At 68.3% G+C, this 19,987-nt stretch carries 18 protein-coding genes; 12 read left to right on the top strand and 6 right to left on the bottom strand.

Annotation, left to right across the window (positions count from 1 at the left end; genetic code table 11):
* Positions 1-4: 4 nt before the first annotated feature.
* The 7 genes from E3T49_RS03320 (at position 5) to E3T49_RS03355 (ending at position 8,132) form a co-directional block, all read left to right on the top strand.
* Positions 5-511, top strand: a complete 507-nt coding sequence (locus E3T49_RS03320; RefSeq protein WP_134423446.1) for a (2Fe-2S)-binding protein — start codon at positions 5-7, stop codon at positions 509-511.
* On the top strand, positions 508-2,901 hold the full coding sequence (locus E3T49_RS03325) for an aerobic carbon-monoxide dehydrogenase large subunit (protein ID WP_134423448.1): 2,394 nt from the start codon (positions 508-510) through the stop codon (positions 2,899-2,901). Before E3T49_RS03320 ends, E3T49_RS03325 begins: the two co-directional genes overlap by 4 nt.
* Positions 2,902-2,914: 13 nt before the next feature.
* Positions 2,915-3,823, top strand: a complete 909-nt coding sequence (locus E3T49_RS03330) for an XdhC family protein (protein WP_134423450.1) — start codon at positions 2,915-2,917, stop codon at positions 3,821-3,823.
* Between the two features lie 180 nt (positions 3,824-4,003).
* Positions 4,004-4,927 (top strand): AAA family ATPase, encoded by a 924-nt coding sequence (locus E3T49_RS03340; protein ID WP_134423452.1) that lies wholly within the window; start codon positions 4,004-4,006, stop codon positions 4,925-4,927.
* Positions 4,920-6,197, top strand: a complete 1,278-nt coding sequence (locus tag E3T49_RS03345; protein WP_134423454.1) for a vWA domain-containing protein — start codon at positions 4,920-4,922, stop codon at positions 6,195-6,197. The genes E3T49_RS03340 and E3T49_RS03345 overlap by 8 nt, the downstream gene beginning before the upstream one ends.
* Positions 6,197-6,925 carry an SRPBCC family protein gene (locus tag E3T49_RS03350; RefSeq protein WP_134423456.1) on the top strand — a complete coding sequence of 243 codons (729 nt, stop codon included), beginning with the start codon at positions 6,197-6,199 and terminating at the stop codon, positions 6,923-6,925. Before E3T49_RS03345 ends, E3T49_RS03350 begins: the two co-directional genes overlap by 1 nt.
* Positions 6,926-6,959: 34 nt before the next feature.
* Positions 6,960-8,132, top strand: coding sequence for an XdhC family protein (locus E3T49_RS03355; RefSeq protein ID WP_134423458.1), 1,173 nt, complete (start codon positions 6,960-6,962; stop codon positions 8,130-8,132).
* Positions 8,133-8,136: 4 nt separating this feature from the next.
* On the opposite strand, the gene E3T49_RS03360 is transcribed toward E3T49_RS03355, so the two are convergent.
* The gene (locus tag E3T49_RS03360; RefSeq protein ID WP_134423460.1) at positions 8,137-10,365 is read right to left on the bottom strand and encodes an MMPL family transporter; all 2,229 of its coding nucleotides are present in this window, start codon (positions 10,363-10,365) and stop codon (positions 8,137-8,139) included.
* A 189-nt stretch (positions 10,366-10,554) separates the two neighbouring features.
* Here E3T49_RS03360 and E3T49_RS03365 point away from each other — a divergent pair, with 189 nt between their 5' ends.
* The gene (locus E3T49_RS03365; RefSeq protein WP_134423462.1) at positions 10,555-13,074 is read left to right on the top strand and encodes an FAD-dependent oxidoreductase; all 2,520 of its coding nucleotides are present in this window, start codon (positions 10,555-10,557) and stop codon (positions 13,072-13,074) included.
* A gap of 113 nt (positions 13,075-13,187) precedes the next feature.
* Here E3T49_RS03365 and E3T49_RS03370 read toward each other — a convergent pair whose 3' ends face one another.
* Positions 13,188-13,550, bottom strand: a complete 363-nt coding sequence (locus tag E3T49_RS03370; protein WP_134423464.1) for a hypothetical protein — start codon at positions 13,548-13,550, stop codon at positions 13,188-13,190.
* A 92-nt stretch (positions 13,551-13,642) separates the two neighbouring features.
* On the opposite strand from E3T49_RS03370, the gene E3T49_RS03375 reads away from it, so the two are divergent.
* Both E3T49_RS03375 and E3T49_RS03380 read left to right on the top strand, forming a co-directional pair.
* On the top strand, positions 13,643-14,461 hold the full coding sequence (locus tag E3T49_RS03375) for a DUF4097 family beta strand repeat-containing protein (RefSeq protein WP_206750818.1): 819 nt from the start codon (positions 13,643-13,645) through the stop codon (positions 14,459-14,461).
* Positions 14,462-14,523: 62 nt separating this feature from the next.
* Positions 14,524-15,399, top strand: a complete 876-nt coding sequence (locus E3T49_RS03380; protein ID WP_134423467.1) for a Cof-type HAD-IIB family hydrolase — start codon at positions 14,524-14,526, stop codon at positions 15,397-15,399.
* Between the two features lie 25 nt (positions 15,400-15,424).
* On the opposite strand, the gene E3T49_RS03385 is transcribed toward E3T49_RS03380, so the two are convergent.
* The 4 genes from E3T49_RS03385 to E3T49_RS03395 all read right to left on the bottom strand — a co-directional run bounded on the left by E3T49_RS03385 (position 15,425) and on the right by E3T49_RS03395 (position 18,316).
* On the bottom strand, positions 15,425-16,360 hold the full coding sequence (locus E3T49_RS03385) for a J domain-containing protein (protein ID WP_134423468.1): 936 nt from the start codon (positions 16,358-16,360) through the stop codon (positions 15,425-15,427).
* 134 nt (positions 16,361-16,494) lie between these two features.
* Complete coding sequence (locus tag E3T49_RS03390; RefSeq protein ID WP_134423469.1) at positions 16,495-17,340, bottom strand: SMP-30/gluconolactonase/LRE family protein; 846 nt, start codon at positions 17,338-17,340, stop codon at positions 16,495-16,497.
* A 28-nt stretch (positions 17,341-17,368) separates the two neighbouring features.
* Positions 17,369-17,533 (bottom strand): hypothetical protein, encoded by a 165-nt coding sequence (locus tag E3T49_RS16090; protein WP_166785455.1) that lies wholly within the window; start codon positions 17,531-17,533, stop codon positions 17,369-17,371.
* A gap of 69 nt (positions 17,534-17,602) precedes the next feature.
* Positions 17,603-18,316: an SOS response-associated peptidase gene (locus E3T49_RS03395; protein WP_134423470.1), complete on the bottom strand. Its 714-nt coding sequence runs from the start codon at positions 18,314-18,316 to the stop codon at positions 17,603-17,605.
* Positions 18,317-18,435: 119 nt separating this feature from the next.
* Here E3T49_RS03395 and E3T49_RS03400 point away from each other — a divergent pair, with 119 nt between their 5' ends.
* On the top strand, positions 18,436-19,317 hold the full coding sequence (locus tag E3T49_RS03400; protein ID WP_134423471.1) for a DUF3097 domain-containing protein: 882 nt from the start codon (positions 18,436-18,438) through the stop codon (positions 19,315-19,317).
* Positions 19,318-19,564: 247 nt separating this feature from the next.
* Positions 19,565-19,768, top strand: coding sequence for a transcription antiterminator/RNA stability regulator CspE (gene cspE / locus E3T49_RS03405; protein WP_035840308.1), 204 nt, complete (start codon positions 19,565-19,567; stop codon positions 19,766-19,768).
* Positions 19,769-19,987: the final 219 nt, after the last annotated feature.

Consider the following 19,987-nt stretch of genomic DNA (forward strand, 5'->3'; position numbering starts at 1 on the left):
GTCCATGCAGATCAGCATGAGCATCAACGGCACCGACATCACCGAGGAGATCGAACCGAGGGTGTTGCTCGTGCATTTCATCCGCGACCAGCTGCGGCTGACCGGGACGCACTGGGGATGCGACACCTCCAATTGCGGAACCTGTGTCGTGCTGATGGACGGCCAGCCGGTCAAATCCTGCACGGTACTCGCGGCCATGGCCGACGGCCACTCCATCACCACGGTCGAGGGTCTGGCGACCGGGGCCGTGCTCGACCCGGTGCAGCAGGGGTTCATGGAGGAGCACGGCCTGCAGTGCGGGTTCTGCACACCCGGGATGATGCTCACCGCGCGGGCCCTGCTGGACCAGAACCCGCATCCGGACGACGGAGAGATCCGCGAGGCCATCTCGGGTCAGATGTGCCGGTGCACCGGCTACGCGACGATCGTGCGTTCCGTGCAGTGGGCCGCCGCTCACCCGGCAGTGCCCGAAGAGCTGGCCGAGAACGCCGGAGAAGAGGTAACGGCATGACCATCATCGAGGAACGGGCAGCGAACCCGGCGGCCGGAGACGACGACCGCCCGATCGGGTACGGCCGAATCCAGCGCAAGGAAGATCCCCGCTTCGTGCGGGGCAAAGGCCATTACGTCGACGACATCGTGCTGCCCGGAATGCTGCACGGCGCCATCCTGCGCTCCCCCGTGGCCCATGCCCGCATCGTCTCGATCGACACGAGTGCCGCGCTGGCCCACCCGGGAGTGGTGGCCGTGATCACGGGCCAGGACCTGCTCGGCCTCAAGCTTGCCTGGGCTCCGACCCTCTCCGCCGATGTGCAGGCCGTGCTGGCCACCGACAAGGTGCGTTTCCAGGGCCAGGAAGTCGCCTTCGTGGTCGCCGAGGACCGCTACGCCGCGCGTGACGCACTCGAACTCATCGAGGTCGACTACGACGTGCTTCCGCCGGTCATCGACGTGCGGAAGGCCCTGGATCCCGGCGCCCCGGTCATCAGGGACGACATCGAGGGCCGCACCGACAACCACATCTTCGATTGGGAGGCCGGCGACGCGGCCGAGACCGACGCGGTGTTCGCCTCGGCAGATGTCGTCGTGTCCCAGGAGATGGTCTACCCCCGTGTGCACCCGGCGCCGATGGAGACCTGTGGGGCGGTCGCCGACTTCGAGCCGATCGAAGGCGCGCTGACCCTCTACGAGACCAGCCAGGCTCCGCACGCGCACCGCACCCTGTTCGCGATCGTCTCCGGCATCCCGGAGCACAAGATCCGCATCGTGTCCCCGGACATCGGCGGAGGTTTCGGCAACAAGGTCGGCATCTACCCGGGGTACATCCTCGCGGTCGTGGGATCGATCGTGACCGGGCGACCGGTCAAGTGGATGGAGGACCGCTCCGAGAACCTGATGAGCACCTCCTTCGCCCGTGATTACATCATGCAGGGCGAGATCGCGGCCACGAAGGATGGACGGATCCTCGCGGTGCGCTCGACCGTGCTCGCGGACCACGGCGCCTTCAACGCCACGGCGCAGCCCTCGAAGTACCCGGCGGGCTTCTTTCACATCTTCACCGGGAGTTACGACCTGCAGGCCGCGCACTGCAAGGTGACCGGCGTCTACACGAACAAGGCGCCGGGAGGCGTCGCCTACGCCTGTTCCTTCCGGGTCACCGAGGCGGTCTATCTGGTCGAGCGGCTGGTCGACATGCTCGCCCGGAAGCTGGAGATGGACCCCGCGGAGCTGCGGCTGAAGAATCTGATCAAACCCGAACAGTTCCCGTACAAGAACAAGACCGGGTGGGAGTACGACTCCGGCAACTACGAGCAGGCGCTGCGCAAGTCGATGCAGATGGCCGGTTATGACGAACTGCGGCGCGAACAGCAGGAGAAGCGCGATCGCGGCGAGCTGATGGGGATCGGCATCTCGTTCTTCACCGAGACCGTGGGAGCCGGGCCCCGCAAACACATGGACATCGTCGGACTGGGAATGGCCGATGGGGCCGAGCTCCGGATCCACCCCACCGGCAAGGCCGTCGTGCGCATCTCGGTGCAGAGCCAGGGCCAGGGCCATGAGACGACCTTCGCCCAGATCGTGGCCGAGGAGCTCGGCATCCCGCCGGAGGATATCGACGTCGTTCACGGCGACACGGACCAGACCCCCTTCGGGCTCGGCACCTACGGCAGCCGGTCGACGCCGGTCAGCGGCGCGGCCGTGGCTCTCGTCGCCCGCAAGGTGCGCGAGAAGGCGAAGTTCATCGCGGCCGCGATGCTCGAAACCCGGCCCGAGGACCTCGAATGGGAGAAGGGGCGCTGGTTCGTCAAGGGTGACCCGAGCGTCGGCAAGACCATGGCCGAGATCGCGATGGGCGCGCACGGCACGGTCACCCTGCCGGAAGGCATCGACGGCAACCTGGATGCCGAGGTCACCTACGATCCCCCGAATCTGACCTTCCCCTTCGGCGCCTACATCTGCGTGGTCGACGTTGATCCCGGCACCGGCCACGTCACGGTGCGGCGGTTCATCGCCGTCGACGACTGCGGCACCCGGATCAACCCGATGATCATCGAGGGTCAGGTGCACGGCGGCCTCACCGACGGCGTCGGTATGGCCCTGATGCAGTTCATCGAGTTCGACGCGGAAGGCAACAACCTCGGCGGAACCTTCATGGACTACCTGATCCCCACCGCCCTGGAGGTGCCGGACTGGGAAACCGGGTTCACGGTGACCCCCTCGCCGCACCACCCCATCGGAGCCAAGGGGATCGGCGAGTCCGCCACCGTCGGCTCACCCCCGGCGATCGTCAACGCGGTCGTCGACGCCCTGGCCCCCTTCGGCATCACACACATGGACATGCCGTGCACCCCGGCTCGGGTCTGGGAGGCCATGCAGGGCCGGCCGCGACCGCCGATCTGATCCGCCGGTCGCCATGTCAGGGATAGCAGACAGCCTCGCGGCGAGGGTGCGGGAACTCACGGCAGACCGGAGCCCGTTCGTTCGCGCCACCGTGGTGAGGGCCCAGCATCCGACCAGCGCCCACGCCGGTGACACCGGACTCATGCTGGAGGACGGCACCCTGGAGGGATTCGTCGGCGGTTCCTGCGTGGAAGCGTCGGTTCGGGAATATGGGCTGAAATGCCTGGCCGCCCGGGAACCGCTTCTGCTGCGCGTGGTGGCGGGCGAGCCGGCGCACGTGCACGAGGAGGGTGTCGTTCAGGTGTCCAACCCGTGCCTCAGCGGCGGAGCCGTCGACATCTTCCTCGAGCCGTCGGTGCCGGCGCCGCGGGTGCTCGTGATCGGCACGAGCCCGGTGGCGCAGGCCCTGGTGGCCCTCGGCGGCCCGCTGGGCCTTGAGATGCACCTGACCCAGGGAACCGATGCCGCACCGCAGACGGACGACGCGGCGCTGATTGTGGCCTCGCACGGGCATGATGAAGAACTCGCCCTCGAGGCAGCCCTGAAGATCAGGGTTCCGTACATCGCCCTTGTCGCCAGCCACACCCGGGGCGCGGCCGTTCTGGCCTCCCTCAACGTCTCGGAGCAACAACGGGCGCTCGTGCACAGCCCGGCCGGGCTCCCACTCGGCGCACGCTCCCCCGCCGAGATCGCGCTGTCCATCCTGGCCCAGCTCGTCGCCGAGAGAGCCGAACGGTCGGCGCCCGCAGTGTCCACCCCGAAGACGCTCCCGGTTGCCGTCGACCCGGTCTGCGGGATGTCTGTCGTCGTCACGGAGGCGACCCTGCGGATCCCTCACGACGGGAGAACCGTCTATTTCTGTTCGGAGTCCTGCCGCCGCAGCTTCCGCGCTGGTCCGGAGCGGTATGTCAGCGCCTCCTGAGTTCTGCACCGCCGGGCTGATCCTGGCCGCCGGAGGGTCACGTCAGTTGGGCAGACCCGAACAGCTCCTGCCCTCCGGGGACGGGGTCCTGCTGCCGGAGCCGGCCGCGCTCCACGGCGACAAGGCGGTCGATGTACGGGCGCTCGCCGAATTCGGCCCCGGACAGTGGGGACAAACACGATGACCGGCCGGGCTCGACCGGGAGCCGAAGACGACGTTCGCCGGTTACTCCCCGATGTCCCTGCCCTTCGGGGCGCCCTGGACGAGGTGGACTATCTCGCCGACGATGGACTGGCCACCGCGCTCTTCCTGGCGGTGCGACTACCGCAGCCCATCCTGCTGGAGGGCGAGCCGGGCGTCGGCAAGACCGAGGCTGCCAAGGCGCTGGCCCGGGTGCTGGACACGCCCCTGTTCCGGCTGCAGTGCTATGAGGGCATCGACGCCGGCGAAGCACTCTACGAGTGGAACTACCCCCGCCAGCTTCTGGGCATCAGGCTGGCCGAGGCCCGGCATACCGACCTGCCCGAGACGGAACTGTTCGGTCCCGACTACCTGCTGCGCCGCCCCCTGCTGCAGGCGATCGAGCACCACGGTCCGCGTCCGGCGGTGCTCCTCCTCGACGAGATCGACCGGGCGGATGCCGAATTCGAGGCCTTCACCTTCGAACTGCTGGCCGAGGCGGCGGTGACGATCCCTGAGCTGGGCACGGTGCGGGCAACGCATCCGCCGATCGTGATCCTGACCTCCAACCGCACCCGCGACCTGCACGACGCCCTGACCCGCCGATGCCTGTACCACTGGATCGACTACCCGACACCGCAGCGGATCGCCGAGATCGTGCGCCGGCGGGTGCCGGACAGCGCCGCACCGATCGCGCTGCAGGCGGCGACGGCGATCACCCGGCTGCGCTCGCTGGACCTGGCCAAGCCGCCCGGGATCGCCGAGGCCATCGACTGGGTGTCGGCCCTGACGGTGCTCGGGGTCGACCAGCTCGACGCCGGCGGCGCTGACCGCACCTGGGGGTCGGTCGTGAAGAACCGGGACGACCTCGACCTCGCCGTCGGCCGGGGCGCAGGGTGGCTGGTCGGGGGCGATCATGCCTGAACTCACACCCTCGGGCATCCGGAACGCCTGCCGGACGTCCGGCGGCCGGACCAGTGTGGAGCCCGCGGCCCTGGCTGTCGGGTTCACCACGGCCCTGCGCCGGGCGGGGGTGCCGAGCTCGACCGACCACGCTGCCCGGCTGGCGGAGGCCCTCCGGCTGGTTCCGCCGCTCGGCCGCGATCCGCTGTACTGGACGTGCCGGGTGGTGCTCGTGTCGAACCGGGAGCACCTGCCCGTGTTCGACGCTGTCTTCGACGCCGTGTTCGGCGGCTCCCTCGACCCGGCCGACCTCCGCGGCGACCAGAACGCCCCGCCCTCGATCGGTTCCGAGCCGCGTACCCGCCCCACCCCGGCCGATCAGCGACCGGCGAGCTCGGCGGAACAAGCACTGGTGCCCACACCGCCCGCCCTGGCCCCCGGCGGGACCGGTTCGGCCGACGACGAGGGCCCGGAGCGGGAGTCCATCCTGATGACGGCGGCCGCCGAAGAACGCCTGCATCAGATGTCTTTCGCCGACCTGGCCCCGGACGAGGTCGCCCGGATGCGCCAACTGGTGCGCCGGATCCATCTCGCCACGCCGGAACGGGTCAGCCGCCGCACCAGAATGACCTCCCGGAGCACCCCGCAGTTGGACCTGCGCCGAACGGTCAGGGCGGCGCAGCGCACCGGCGGAGAGCCCGTGCGCCTGGTCTTCGCGCGCCGGCGCCGGCGACTCCGCCGACTGGTCCTGCTGTGTGACGTGTCCGGGTCGATGGAGCCGTACACGCGGGTGTTCCTGTCGCTCCTGCAGGGCGCTGTCGCCGGGGCCCAGGCGGAGGCGTTCATCTTCTCGACCGGACTGACCCGGCTGACCCGACAGCTCGCGGTTCGCGACCCGGACCAGGCCCTGGCCCGGGCCGCCGCCAGCACGGAGGACTGGGCGGGCGGGACACGCCTGGCGGAGAGCATCCGTCATTTCGTGGATGCCTGGGGCCGGCGTGGTCTCGCCCGGGGCGCCGTCATCGTGATCATCTCCGACGGCTGGGCCCTCGACGACCCGGAAACCGTGCGCACTCAGATGGCGCGGCTGCGGCGCCTGGCCTACCGCATCGTCTGGGTCAACCCGAGGAAGGTCGCCCTGGACTACCAGCCTGTGGTGGGCGGGATGCAGGCGGCGCTGCCCTTTCTGGACGCGTTCGTCAGCGGGCACAGTTACGCGGCCCTGACAGAAGTGGCGGCGGCGATTCGCGCCGGCCGTTCGGACACACACGAGAATACGAGGACCCGATAATGGACATCAACAGCACGTTCTCTGTCGTCGCACCGATCGACGAGGTGTGGAAGACTCTGATGGACTTCGAACGTGTCGCCGGCTGTGTGCCGGGGGCACAGGTGCTGAACAAGCTTTCGGACGACGCCTATCAGGTCGGAATGAAAGTGAAGCTGGGTCCGGTGACCATGCAGTACAGAGGACAGATGACGGTACTCGAACGTGATGCCTCCGGTCATCGGGCCGTGTTCGAGGGACGCGCGCAGGAGACCCGCGGTCAGGGCACCGCGCAGGGCACGGCCACCCTGACGCTCGTCGAGATGGATGGCCAGACCCAGGGCACGGTCAGCGCCGACGTCGCTCTCTCCGGCAAGGTCGCCGCGATGGGGCGCAGCATCATCGGCAGTGTGACCGACCAGATGATGACCCTGTTCGCCGAGAATCTGCAGGCCATGGTCGCGGGGCCGGCATCAGACTCGGAGGCAGAACCGGCCGACGAGACGATCGCCGAGACCGGGTCCGCCCGGGCGCAGTCCGCGGCGGCACCCCCGACCGCCGCACCGACGTCGGGCGGGCCGGCGCCGGCGTCCCGCCCACCGCAGCCGGCAGCCGAATCCAGCCTGAACGCCCTCGATCTGGCCCGGGGTATCGTCCTGGACCAGCTCAGCAGCCTGCCCAAACTTCTCGGCGTCATCGCCGCGGTCGCGTTCGTCGCCTATCGCATCGGGCGCCGCGCGGGCGGGCGGTAAACGCGCATGAGCGAAACCGGAAAGGTCACCACCTGTGCGTGAGGTTCTGAATCCGTTGCTGACGGGATGGCAGACCGGCGGAGTCGCCGGCCTGGCCACCGTCGTGCGCACCTTTCAGTCCGCGCCCAGGCCGGCGGGAGCATCGATGCTGGTCACCGCGGACGGGACAGTGGTCGGCTCGGTCTCCGGCGGATGCGTGGAAGGCGCCGTCTACGATCTCGCGACTCAGGTCATCGAGGACGGGCGGCCGGTGCTCGTGCGCTACGGCATCAGCGACGATGACGCCTTCTCCGTGGGGTTGACCTGCGGCGGCATCCTCGACGTCTTCGTCGAGCCGATCAGCAGCGGGAGCTTCCCGGAGCTGGCCGGCGTGGAGAAGGACATCGCCGATTCGGTTCCCGTCGCGGTCGCGACCGTGATCGAGCACCCCGATCCCCATCGGCTGGGCCGGCACCTGATCATCCGACCGAAGGGCTCCGACGGCGATCTGGGCTCCGAACGGGCCAACCGGGCCATCGGCGACGATGCCCGCGGTCTGCTCGCCGCCGGGCGCAACGGCACCCTCACCTACGGCCCGGACGGAGAGCGACGCGGCGAGGGGATGCGGGTCTTCGTCAACAGCTACGCCCCGCGCCCCCGGATGCTGGTGTTCGGCGCCATCGATTTCGCCGCCGCCCTGGCCCGGCTGGCTTCCTTCCTCGGCTATCGCGTCACGGTGTGCGACGCCCGGGAGGTCTTCGCCACTCCGGCCCGGTTCCCCGAAGCCGATGAGGTCATCGTCGGGTGGCCGCACCGCTATCTGGCGGAGCAGGTCGCGGCCGGACTGGTGGACGAGCGAACCGTCGTCTGCGTGCTCACCCACGACCCGAAATTCGATGTGCCTCTGCTCGAGGTGGCTCTGACCCGTGGTCCGTTCGCCTATATCGGTGCCATGGGTTCGCGGCGCACCCACGATGACCGGCTGCGCCGGCTGCGCGAGTCCGGTCTGACCGAGGCCGATCTGGCGAGGTTGCACAGCCCGATCGGGCTGGACCTCGGTTCCCGCACTCCGGAGGAAACGGCGGTGTCCATCGCCGCGGAGATCATTGCGAAGCAGTGGGGCGGCAGCGGCGAGCCGCTGGGCAGGCTGGCCGACCGGATCCACCACGACGACCTCGATGAGGCGACCCTGCCGACCGGGCAGGTGCAACCGGCGCCCCCGGCGTAGCCCCTTACTCCCGCATCCCGAAGCGGGCGTGGATCGGATGCATCCACCTGGGCGCCCACCAGAGGACCTTCTCGAGCGCGGTCATCACGGCGGGCACCACGATGGTGCGCACAAGGGTCGCATCCAGCAGAACGGCCACGGCCAGGGCCACGCCGATCTGTTTCATCTGCAACAGGTTGCCGGTGGCGAACCCGGCGAAGACGATCACGATGATCAGGGCCGCGGAGGAAATGATCCTTCCCGAGCTCTGCAGGCCCGTCTCGATCGCGAGCCGCGTGCTCTCGCCCTGCTCGTGGTGCTCCTTGATCCGGGCGAGCAGGAACATCTCGTAGTCCATGGCCAGGCCGAACCCGAAAGTGAGCACGAGGGTCAGGACCAGCGGGTCCACCCCGGCGATCGTGTCGGCGTCGAAGTCGAGCAGCCCGGCAAGATTGCCCTCCTGAAAGCCCCAGACCAGGATTCCCACGGCGGCGCCGAGCGAGATCACACTGATCATGAGGGCGGTGAGCGGGATGACCACGGAACCGGTCATCAGGAAGAGCAGCAGGAACGTGGCGCCGGCGATGATGAGGGCAGCCCAGGGTGCGCCGGCAACCAGCGAGTCGACGTAGTCGACCGATGCGGCATCCGTGCCACCGACCCAGTGCAAAAAGTCGGGGCGGTCGTCACGGATTTCCCGGACAACAGCCGGGCCCTCGTTCTGATCCACCTCGACGCGGGACACCCAGTACCCGTTCACGTCGACCGGCGGTGTCGCGGCCGAGACGTTCGGCAGCGTCGCCACCTCCGCGGCCCAGGCCGCGGCGGATTCCTCGTCGGTGTCCGAGACGAGTTGCACCAGCGGGGCCGTGGCGAGGGGAAACTGGTCGTTCAGCGCCGTGACGAACCCGTACTGGGTTGAGGCCTTCGGGATGGCTCCGGTGCCGCCGCTGGAAACGTTGATGTTCAGCGTCGGGCTGCCGAGCAGGAGGAGCAGGGCGATTCCGCCCAGCGATACCAGCACGGGCGCCCGTTGCACGTGGCGGGTCAGTTTGGAGAAGACGCCTTCCCGCGGAGCGACGTCGCCGAAGCGGGTCAGGATGGCCCCGAGCCCGGGGAGTCGGGTCAGCAGGCCCGGCCGCAAGAGCCGCTCGCCGGAATATCCGAGCAGAGCCGGAATGAGAACCAGCGCCGTCAGGATCGCGATCAGGACCACGGAGACGGCGCCGATGGCGATGGCACGGATGATCGTCGGTTCGAAGACAAGCAGACCTGCTGTCGCGATGGCGAAGGTCAGTCCCGAGTAGAGCACCGTGCGACCGGCCGTGTCGACTGTGATGCCGACGGCCTGCAGCATCGTCTCCTGCCGTTCCGCCGGAGTGTCGCGCTCGCCGACCCGGTCCACGAGGCTCCGGAACTCCTCCCGGAACCGGCTGACGATCAGCAGTCCGTAGTCGATGGAGAGTCCCAGCCCGATCACGGTGATGACATTGAGCACCGTGGTGTCGATCTCCATCAGATAGCTGAACGCGTAGAGGGCCCCGAGAGCCCCGGCGATCGACGCCAGCGCCCCGATCAGGGGAATGCCGGCCGCCAGGAAACCACCGAAGATGAGCAGCATCACGAGCAGGGCGATCGGCAACGCGATCAGCTCGCCCTTCTGCAGGTCCGCCTCGGCGACGGCCACCAGGGATTCCACCAGGAGCGGGGTTCCACCGACCTCCACAGTGGCGTCCGGCTCGAACTGCAGCACCTGGTCGGCTGCACCGGCCAGCCGATCCTCCACCTCAGTCAGCAGATCATCGCTCAGATCCCCGTCGGGCGCCTCCATCTGAACGCTCAGCAGCAGCCCGGTGCCGTCGGGCGCCAGAAGAGGAACCGCGGCCGGGTTCGGCGAGCCGTCCGGGAGCGGCGGGACGGCGAGTGGATTGACGACGCCGGTGACCCCGTCGATATCGGCCACGTCGGTCGTGGCAGCGGTGAGGATTGTGGCCAGTTCCGGAGTAGACAGGTCGACCCCGTGGATGAGCAGGGACAACGACTCCGTGTCCGTCCCGTCGTCGCCCGCCAGCAGGTCGGCGGCCTCGCTCGCCTCCCCAGCCACGGTGGGTCCGGCGCTGGAGAGTCGCTGGAACAGGCTCTCCCCGGTCACCCCGAACAGCGCCGTCGCCACGCACGCGGCGATCGTGAAGGCCCAGACCAGGAGCGAGGCGAACCGGTGGCGGGCGACGAAGACGCCGAGGGTACGAAGCATGGTCTGGCGTCCTCCGGTCTGCGAGTGGCTACGGCCAAATTACTCCACCCCGCGCCGGCTGACCTCCCCCCTCACGCGTGCACGGTAGGCACCTCGTGAGGTGTACGCTCGAATGAATGCCCCGCATACCCATAGGGGTATCTGCCGGGTTGGCCTGAACGCTGTCCCGGCCAACCGAAAGGCACCTCCATGAAAATCGTCGTCGTTGGCGGAGTCGCAGCCGGCGCATCCGTCGCCGCCCGGGCCCGTCGTCTGGATGAATTCGCTGAAATCATAGTTCTGGAACGTGGCCACCACGTCTCGTTCGCCAATTGCGGCCTGCCGTACCATGTTGGCGAGGTGATCGCAGATCGCAGCCGACTTCTTCTACAGACTCCGGAGAGCCTGCGTGAATCCCTCGACATTGATGTGCGCGTCGGCCATGAGGTCACCGGGATCGACCGGGCTGCTCGCACCGTCACGATCCGCGAGGTCGACAGCGGTCGGGAATACGTCGAGAATTACGATGCCCTGGCATTATGCCCCGGTGCCGAGCCGTTGCGCCCGCCGCTGCCGGGCATCGACCTGGCCGGAGTGCACGTTCTGCGTCGAATCGGCGACATGGATTCCATTAAAGCTCAGCTGGATGCCGCACTCACCCAGGCCGCCACGGGCGCCCGCGGACCCGTCCGAACCGTCGTGATCGGAGCCGGCTACATCGGCCTGGAAATGGCGGAGAACCTCAAACACCGCGGCGCGCTCGTGGACGTCGTCGAGATGAGCGACCAGATCCTGCCGCCGCTCGACCACGAGCTGTCCGTCCCCGTGGAGCAACATCTCCGCAGCCGGGGAATCTCCCTGCACCTCTCCACCGCCGCAGCAGCCTTCACGGCCCGGAAGGGCGGCGGGCTGAACGTCGAGCTGACCGACGGGACCGTGCTGGAAGCCGACCTCGTCATCCTGTCCGCCGGAGTGCGCCCCAACACGAGCCTGGCCCGGGACGCCGGGCTGGAAATCGGACCGCGCGGCGGAATCACGGTCGACACCCACATGCAGACCTCCGACCCGCACATCTGGGCGGCCGGTGACTCGGTGGAGACCCCGCACACGGTGCTCCCCGGTCTGTGGCTGGCACCCCTGGCCGGCCCGGCCAACCGCGAAGCCCGCGTTGCGGCGGAGAACATCTGCGGTCGCACCACCGAGTACAAGTCAACCCAGGGAACGTCGATCGTGAAGATCTTCGACATGGTCGCCGGCGGCACCGGTGCGACCGAGCGCCAGCTGCTCGCGGCCGGGCTGCCGTACCGGGCCGTGCACGTGCACCCGTCCGGGCACGCCGGGTACTACCCGGGAACCGCCATGATGCAGTTGAAGGTGCTCTTCGCACCCGATACCGGCCGCATCCTCGGCGCGCAGGCCGCTGGTTTCGACGGCGTCGACAAGCGCCTCGACGTGATGGCCACGGCCCTGCGGGCCGGAATGACCGTCTACGACCTCGAGGAACTCGAGCTCGCGTATGCTCCGCCGTTCGGTTCCGCCAAGGACCCCATCAACATGGCCGGCTTCGTCGCCAGCAATGTTCTCCGCGGCGACCTCACCCTCTGGTACGCGCAGGACTACCCGGCAACAACGGCCGGCGCTCGCCTGGTCGACGTGCGCACGCCCGAAGAGTTCTCCATCTGGCACCTGCCCGGGGCCGAGAACGTGCCGTTGGGCACCATCCGCGAGGCGTCAGCAGACTGGGACCCGTCCGTGCCCGTTCGTCTCTACTGCGCGGTCGGCTTCCGCAGCTACCTGGGCTATCGGGCACTCGTTCAGCGCGGTTTCACGGATGTCGCCACCCTGTCGGGCGGTTCGGACACCTTCCGCTCCTGGCACGAGGTCAAGCCGGACAGCGACGAACCGCCGCTGCCGATGACCATGTACGCGGAGGCGGTCGACATCAAGGCGGCCGCGGCGAAGAGCGCGGCCCTCACCCAGGGCACGGGTGTGCGGGTCGATCTCGACTGCTCGGGTCTGGCCTGCCCCGGCCCGATCATGAAGCTGACCGAGAACATGCGGACGCTGACCCCCGGTGATGAGATCGTCGTGCACGTCTCCGACCCCGGCTTCGCCAACGACGCCCCGGCCTGGGCCCGGCGCAACGGCCACCAGTTGCTGGCCATCGCACCGGAAGGCCCCGGCTACGTCGCCACCATGCGGAAGGGCGGCGTGATTGCCCCTACCCTGCAGTCGGCGGCCGGACCGGCGGTGACCAAACCGGGGAAGACCTCGTTCGTCATCTTCTCGGGTGACCTGGACAAGGTGCTCGCTGCATTCATCATCGCCAACGGCGCCATCGCCATGGGCGACGAGGTCTCGATGTTCTTCACCTTCTGGGGGCTCAACTCGCTGCGGCGCTCAAACCCGCCCAAGCGGGAGCGCAAGGCGATCGACAAGATGTTCGCCACCATGATGCCCTCGGGTGCGGGCAGCATGCCGTTGTCGCAGATGAACATGCTCGGGGCCGGGGCGGCGCTGATCAAGAAGGTCATGAAGGACAACTCGGTTGCCTCCCTGCCGGAACTGATCACATCGGCCCAGACCGGCGGGGCCCGCCTCATCGCCTGCACGATGACGATGGACCTGCTCGGCATCGCCGAAACGGATCTGATGGAGGGCGTGGAGCTCGGCGGAGTGGCCACCTTCCTCGGTGAAGCAGCGGAGTCGACGACGACGCTCTTCATCTAGGCCGCGACACCGCCCCCAACGAATTCGACGGAGATTCTGCTCCAGACACCGCTTTTGGGATCAAAAACGGGTAGTTGAGCCAGAATCTCCGTCGAATTGGTGAGACGGTGGGCCTAGGGGGCTTCGTCGACGATCCCGATGAAGGCGTTGCCGATGCCGTCGACTTCGGTGCGACTCAGACCGGCCTCGGCATCCGGGAGCTCCTCGGAACCGTGATAGTCGCAGGTCAGGTACGTGAAAGCGGGCCACCACTTCTTGGGCCGGGCAGCCTCGGTGAACCCGCAGACATCGCAGCGGAGCTCCACCCAGACCGGCTTCTTGCCGGTGCGATTGGCCCGGGACTGCACGAGCCACGCCGGCGGGTTGCGCTCGATCTCAGCCAGCTCGGCCTCCGACATCCGGGTGGGAAGGTTGTGGCGCTGCGCCATTTCGAGCGGGATATCAAGGCGCAGTGCAGCCATTCGTCGCGTAATCATCTCAATCCAGAGTAGATGCTCCCGCGCCGGTCGAGGGTACTCTCGAGGGCAACAGCGCGCACTCGGCCGCTCGAATGCCAGGAGGACTGCGAATGAGCCGGACTCCCCCTCCCCCTCAATCGTCCCGTGCGGGGCTGTCTCCGGGCGCCCGGACCGCGCTCATCGTGGCTCTTGTCCTCGGAGGCGTGGTGACTGTGGTGGGGCTGATCCTGATCGGGTCGGTGCTTCGCGGCGCCAGTCTCGGTGGTTCCTACACGGATCGGGCGAGCGTCGACGCCGGGAGCCAGGTTCTGGCCACGGTGCCGAACGCCTCGGTGACGTTGTCACCCAGCACCGACGGCCAGGTGTACGTCGACGCCCGGGGCACCTACCTCGGAAAGGCACCGAAATTGCGGGTGAGCACATCGGGGGACGTCACCACCATCTCGGGAGGCTGCCCCACGCAGTGGTTCGGTTTCTGCTCGGTCGACCTTGCGATTCGACTTCCCGCGGATGTGCCCGTGACCGTCCTGGCCCAGAACGGGCGCCTGTCGACGACAGGCCTGACCGGGTCCCTCGACCTGGCAACGACCAACGGCCGGATTCAGACGGACGGCAGCCGCGGGGACCTTGATCTGCGCACCACCAACGGCGGCATCGACGTGCGGGGCTCGTCGTCGGGGCGCGTTTCGGCGGCCACCACGAACGGCAGCGTCGAACTCGATTTCATCGACCCGCCGTCCGACGTCGACGCCCGGAGTACGAACGGCAGGGTCGTCGTGCGGGTGCCTGATGACGGGGAGCCGTACCGGGTGGACGCCCGCACGACCAACGGCGGGGTCGACAGCGCCTCCGTGCCCACCGACCCCTCCGCCCGGCGTTCCATCACTGCGGTCACCACGAACGGCACGGTCGCGGTCGAGACCCGCTGATCCCGGCACCCGGCACCGCGCAGTCCGGCCCGCAGGAATGGCCGCCCGTGAAAGACTGAAGCATGCGCGATATCGACTCCCCCCTCGGCCTGCTCCTCGACGTGGACGGGCCGATCGCCAGCCCGGTCACCCGCACCATCGCCACGCCCAGCATCATCACGGACCTGATCCGGCTGGCCGGCGCCAACGTTCCCATCGCCTTCATCACCGGGCGGTCGTCGGCCTTCATCCGCGAACAGGTGGTGGCCCCGCTGCGGGCGGTCGGCCTCCCCGATTCGATGCGGATGTACGGCGTCTGCGAGAAGGGCGCCGTCTGGTTCCCGATCACGGCCGAGGGCATGGGCGACGTTGTCATCGACGAGAGCGTGGCCCTTCCGGGCGCCGCCGTCGATCTGCTGCGCTCCCTTGTCGCGGACCGGTTCTCCGCGACGATGTTCTTCGATGAGACGAAGCAGGCCATGGTCTCCGTCGAGCAGCGCACGGATGCGGACGACGCAAGCTACCAGGCGGCCGCGGCCGAGTTCAACGAGGCCGCGTTCTCGGTTCTTGTGGGACTGGGGTTGGGCATCCGTTTCGGCGATCGCATCGTTCCGGATGCCGACGGAGCCGTAGGGTTCCGGATCGACCCGACGATCATCTCGACCGACATCGAGTCGGTCACCCTCGACAAGGACCGCGGTGCGGAGCGCGCCCTGGCCTTCTTCTCCGAGTCGGGTTCGCTCCCCCAGGTCTGGCGCTCGGTCGGGGACTCCCGCAGCGACTACCTGATGGCGGACCATCTGCACACTGCCGGGTACGACGTGGCCCACGTGGACGTGCGGCCGTCCGACGGCATCCTCGACCGCCCCTACCCTGTGATCGTCGAGGGTGACCTCATCCACGATGCGGCCGGCGCGAAGTTCCTCCGCCACTGGGTCGACAAGCTGAGCCTGGGCTGACGCCAACCGTGCACCCGGCGGCACTCTAGTCGGACGTGAACCGGATCCCGTCCTGCAGGCGGCTGCGCACCTCGAACACCTTCTCGAAACTGCCGCGGTCCATCCCCGGCAGCCCGCTGCGGAGCACTCCGATCAGGCGCGACCGAGGCAGGATGATCACCGTCGGGCGACGGCCGCGGCCGGGAACGGTCAGCGGCTCCGTCACGGCGTCGTCGGGAAGCACGATCAGCGCCGCCGTGAACCGGATGCGGATCGACTTCGCGAGGGCCCGCACGGCGACTTCGACGTCTTCGACGGGACGGTCGTCCGGCCCGAGGGCCTCACCCACGAGTTCCCCACGGCGGAGCTCGACCGCTCCGCCCCAATCCTCGGAGAGGACCGCGAACAGTCCCGCCGGTCCGAGCACGACGTGGTCCACTTTCGCCCCGTGAGCACCTGCCACCACGTCGTGCCAGGCCGTGAAACCGATCCCGAGGCCCGACACGAGTTGCGCCGTCGACTCCTCTGCCAATGCCTTCGCCAGCCAGTGCCGGATCTCCCGGGGCGCGGACCGAATCAGCCCGGGCTCGTACGGGTCGTCGATGGTGCGTCCCCGCCCGACCCACTCCCGCAGGAGGTCCAGGTAGCGCTGTCGTGCCTCGCCGCCCGGATGGCCGTACATTCGTGCGCGGGGACCGGCCTGGGTCGCCGGGTTCCGCCCGGTGCCCGAGGCGTAGGCGGTACGCACCGGCTCGGCAGCAGAGTCCGGGTATCGGCGGCGGTCATAGTCGGCTCGGCTCCCCGGACTTCCGATGCGTTCCCACGCGATCTGCACGGCGTGGAAGGCGGCGGCGTCTCCGCCGACATCCGGATGCGTGTGGCGAAGCAGTCGACGGTAGGCGCGGCGGAGTTCGTCGTCGCTTGCCGACGGGCTGACACCGAGCACCTCGTAGGGGGACGCCGCGGCCGGGCTCTCTGACATCCAGCAATCTCTTTCAGCGTTGGTGCGGCCGGCAGTGGAACAGCCGGCCAGTCGAGAAACACACTACCGACCCTGGCTGGCATCTCGCCTGAAGGTCGTGGTGAGTCCGAGGGCAAACCGGTTTGTTGCGCTGATCAGCCTGCGAATTCTCGGACCGGGCGGCCGGACACGCCGACCTCGGCCACGAACAAAGACCCCGCCAGCGGGTCCTGCCCGGGTCTGAGGTTCTCCCGCGTGGTGGTGATGAAGAGCTGGTTGAGCTCCGGACCACCGAATGTGCAGGCGGTCACATTGGTGGCGCCGACGCTCACGATGCCGTCGAGCCGACCATCCGGCGAATACCGGCGCACGGCACTACCGCCGTAGAGGGCAACCCACACGAAGCCCTCGGCGTCGACGGTCAGGCCGTCGGGATATCCGTGCTCGGCCGGGATGTCCACGAAGCGACGCAGCCCGGTCAGGCCGGACTCGGGGCTGTAGTCCAGCACGGCGATCCGGCCGGTCGGTGTGTCGTTGAAGTAGGCGAGGGACCCGTCCGGGCTCCACTCCAGCCCGTTCGAAATGGTGAGATCCTCCAGAACGACCATCACTGCGCCCTCCGGATCCAGTCGGTACAGCAGTGCCGCCCCCGGCGCCTGGTCGTAGGCCATCGTGCCGCAGTAGAAGCGGCCGTCCGGGTCGCAACCGCCGTCGTTCATCCGCAGCCCGGGGTCGTCCCAGAGCGGGTCGAGTACGGTGATCGTGCCGGCGGCGTCTTCCAGTGCGAAACCGCGTTCCAGCGCCATCACGGCGCCGCCGGAGCTCCGCGGCCGGAGGGCCGCCGCGATCGTGCCCACGTGACGGCGACTGACGGTGTCGCCCTGCAGGGAGAGCACGTCACCGGCGAACATGTCCACCCAGCGCAATCCGCCCCAGCCGTCGCACCAGACCGGGCCCTCGCCGTGGAAGGCGACCGGGTCGGTTCGCTGTGTGGCGCGCACGGAAGGCTCTGCCGGCCCTGAACTCTGGCTAGTCGCGGAGGATCTGCACGGGGATTGCCACGGCGACGGAGACGCACAGGATACCGCTGAGGAAGATCGGCAGCTGCCAGGCCGTCACCTCGAACGCGAACCCGAACAGCCAGAGACCGAAGACGAAAATGGCCATTGCGACGGTGAAGGCGACGGCGTTCATGGTGCGTTCCTTTCGAGCGATGCCCGCACTGGTCGCCGGGCCGATGAATCGAGCGTACCGGTTCGCCCGTCAGATGGTCGACGGCTCCCCGACGGGCTCGATCAGTTCCGGTCCATCGCCACGCACCGGAGCCACTTCGTGATAGCGGAGGTTCTCGACCGCTTCCCGGGAGGCGGCCACGGCCGCGTACACCAGGTCCTGATCACCAGTCGTGTGCGGGTCGAGCCACTGGTCCCACCATTCCTCGGCGACGATGACGGGCATGCGGTCGTGCAGGGCCGCCAGCGGCCCCTCGGCTTCCTGGGTCAGAATCGTCGCCGACAGCACCCAGCGAGCGGGGTCGTCGTCGGCCAGCGCCGGATTGCGCCACCACGAATACAGGCCGGCGAAGGCCAGCGGCAGGCCATCATCCGAGTGGATGAAGTAGGGGGTCTTCACGGTGCCGGCCGTGCGCCACTCGTAGTAGCCGGTGGCAGGCACGAGCGCGCGCCGGGAGGCGACCGACGGCGCGAACGTCGGCTTGGCCGCCGCCGTCTCCGAGCGCGCGTTGAATGTCGGGAAACCGGACTGGAGCTCGGTGGCGAACGAGGGGACAAGAGACCACCGCGCGGATTCGAGCCGCCGGACGACCGGCCCTGACTTCGCCGACTCGAGCACGATCGGGATCTGCTCGGTGGGCTTGATGTTCCACGACGGCTCCGGGAGGTCGGCACCCTCATGCTCGACGTCGAACATTGCGGCGAGGTCGGACGCCGTATCCGTGATGATGAATCGCCCGCACATGGTTCACAGGCTACTACCGACGAACGACGCCGATTCGATCGCGCCGGGCATCCGCTAGCGTCGGTTGCGGCGTCGGCGCGGCGCAGGAGCGAGGTTGGCCAGGAATGGACGAGCGACACATGCAGGAACCACACGGCGCGGATCGGTACGGCTCGGATCGGTACGGATCGGATCGGTACAGCGCGGATGTGCTCTCGCCCGGCTGGCGGGACGCCGGCCGGAAGGTCATTCCGACCCGGGAGGCCGTTAACGATCTGGTCGTCGAAGAGGTCGCGACCGGCTTCTGCGGAGCCGTGCTGCGCGTCGAGAAGAAGATCGTCACCCTGGAAGATCGTCACGGCAAGCTGCGTCTGTTCCCGCTCGGCGGCGGCTTCCTGATCGACGGTGAGCCGGTGGTGCTCGTCGTGCCCGCCCGTGCCGCGCCCCAGGGTCGCGCCCGGACGGCGTCGGGATCGATGGCGGTGACGGATGCCCCGGCTCGCGTGGCCAGGGCCAGCCGCATCTTCGTCGAGGGCCGGCACGACGCCGAACTGGTCGAGAAGGTCTGGGGTGCCGATCTGCGCATCGAGGGCGTCGTCGTCGAGTACATCGAGGGCGTGGACAACCTGGAGGCGCTCCTGCAGGAATTCCGGCCTGGACCGACCCGGCGAGTCGGCGTGCTGGTCGACCACCTCGTCACCGGTTCGAAGGAGAGCAGAATCGCGCAGGCCGTGGCCCGCGGACCGCACGGACGGAATGTGCTGGTGGTCGGGCATCCGTATGTCGACGTGTGGCAGTCGGTGAAGCCGGAACGACTGGGTCTGTCCGCCTGGCCCGCCATTGCGCGCAGCATCGAGTGGAAACACGGCATCTGCGAGGCCCTCGGCTGGCCCCACGAGGACCAGGCCGACATCGCCCGGGCCTGGCAACGGATCCTCGGCCGGGTGCGCACCTACGCCGATCTGGAGCCGCAGCTTCTGGGCCGGGTCGAGCAGTTGATCGACTTCGTCACCGCTGAGTAGTGCACACTGCCCCGGATTTCAGCATTTCCTGCACGAAACGTAACGCTTTGGAACCGAATCGGCACAGATTCCGGATGCATCCAGGCGATGTGGGCTAGAGTTATCGCAGTAGTTGTAGTGCTTGCACGTCTTAAAACGTGGTGACCTCGGTCGCCGCGGCGTATTCCTTTCGGAAGCGGACGACGAATACCGCGACGAACGGCCTCGAAAGTCGGGGCCTTTCTAACACTCCTGGAGGAGTTTCATAATGGCAACAGGTACCGTGAAATGGTTCAACGCTGAAAAGGGCTTCGGCTTCATCGCTCCCGACGACGGAAGCGCCGACGTGTTCGCGCACTACTCCGCGATCGCCTCGAACGGCTACAAGTCGCTCGACGAGAACCAGAAGGTCGAGTTCGAGGTAACCCAGGGCCCCAAGGGTCCCCAGGCCGAGAACATCCGCGCCCTCTAAATAGCGCAACTGCTCTTCGGGCTTCATCGCCCCACTGAGCTTCGACAACGCCCCCACCTCGGTGGGGGCGTTGTCTCGTTAACCGGGCCGTGTACTCAAGTGTCGGCATCCGTTGCTGAGGCGGACAACTGTTGCCGGTATGCCGGCAACAGTGGTCCGGTCGGGCAACAGTTGGTCACGGTCCGCCCCGCGAGACCGCGGGCGTCAGGGTCGCGCCGC

Origin of the sequence: Cryobacterium cryoconiti (genome assembly GCF_004403065.1) — a bacterium.
Taxonomy (GTDB): domain Bacteria; phylum Actinomycetota; class Actinomycetes; order Actinomycetales; family Microbacteriaceae; genus Cryobacterium; species Cryobacterium cryoconiti.

Excerpts from the sequence above, each read along its gene's own strand:
- E3T49_RS03320 (WP_134423446.1), top strand. The coding sequence starts at position 5 with ATGCAGATCAGCATGAGCATCAACGGCACCGACATCACCGAGGAGATC.
- E3T49_RS03325 (WP_134423448.1), top strand. The coding sequence starts at position 508 with ATGACCATCATCGAGGAACGGGCAGCGAACCCGGCGGCCGGAGACGAC.
- E3T49_RS03330 (WP_134423450.1), top strand. The coding sequence starts at position 2,915 with ATGTCAGGGATAGCAGACAGCCTCGCGGCGAGGGTGCGGGAACTCACG.
- E3T49_RS03340 (WP_134423452.1), top strand. The coding sequence starts at position 4,004 with ATGACCGGCCGGGCTCGACCGGGAGCCGAAGACGACGTTCGCCGGTTA.
- E3T49_RS03345 (WP_134423454.1), top strand. The coding sequence starts at position 4,920 with ATGCCTGAACTCACACCCTCGGGCATCCGGAACGCCTGCCGGACGTCC.
- E3T49_RS03350 (WP_134423456.1), top strand. The coding sequence starts at position 6,197 with ATGGACATCAACAGCACGTTCTCTGTCGTCGCACCGATCGACGAGGTG.
- E3T49_RS03360 (WP_134423460.1), bottom strand. The coding sequence starts at position 10,365 with ATGCTTCGTACCCTCGGCGTCTTCGTCGCCCGCCACCGGTTCGCCTCG.
- E3T49_RS03365 (WP_134423462.1), top strand. The coding sequence starts at position 10,555 with ATGAAAATCGTCGTCGTTGGCGGAGTCGCAGCCGGCGCATCCGTCGCC.
- E3T49_RS03370 (WP_134423464.1), bottom strand. The coding sequence starts at position 13,550 with ATGATTACGCGACGAATGGCTGCACTGCGCCTTGATATCCCGCTCGAA.
- E3T49_RS03375 (WP_206750818.1), top strand. The coding sequence starts at position 13,643 with ATGAGCCGGACTCCCCCTCCCCCTCAATCGTCCCGTGCGGGGCTGTCT.
- E3T49_RS03380 (WP_134423467.1), top strand. The coding sequence starts at position 14,524 with ATGCGCGATATCGACTCCCCCCTCGGCCTGCTCCTCGACGTGGACGGG.
- E3T49_RS03385 (WP_134423468.1), bottom strand. The coding sequence starts at position 16,360 with ATGTCAGAGAGCCCGGCCGCGGCGTCCCCCTACGAGGTGCTCGGTGTC.
- E3T49_RS16090 (WP_166785455.1), bottom strand. The coding sequence starts at position 17,533 with ATGAACGCCGTCGCCTTCACCGTCGCAATGGCCATTTTCGTCTTCGGT.
- E3T49_RS03395 (WP_134423470.1), bottom strand. The coding sequence starts at position 18,316 with ATGTGCGGGCGATTCATCATCACGGATACGGCGTCCGACCTCGCCGCA.
- E3T49_RS03400 (WP_134423471.1), top strand. The coding sequence starts at position 18,436 with ATGCAGGAACCACACGGCGCGGATCGGTACGGCTCGGATCGGTACGGA.
- cspE (WP_035840308.1), top strand. The coding sequence starts at position 19,565 with ATGGCAACAGGTACCGTGAAATGGTTCAACGCTGAAAAGGGCTTCGGC.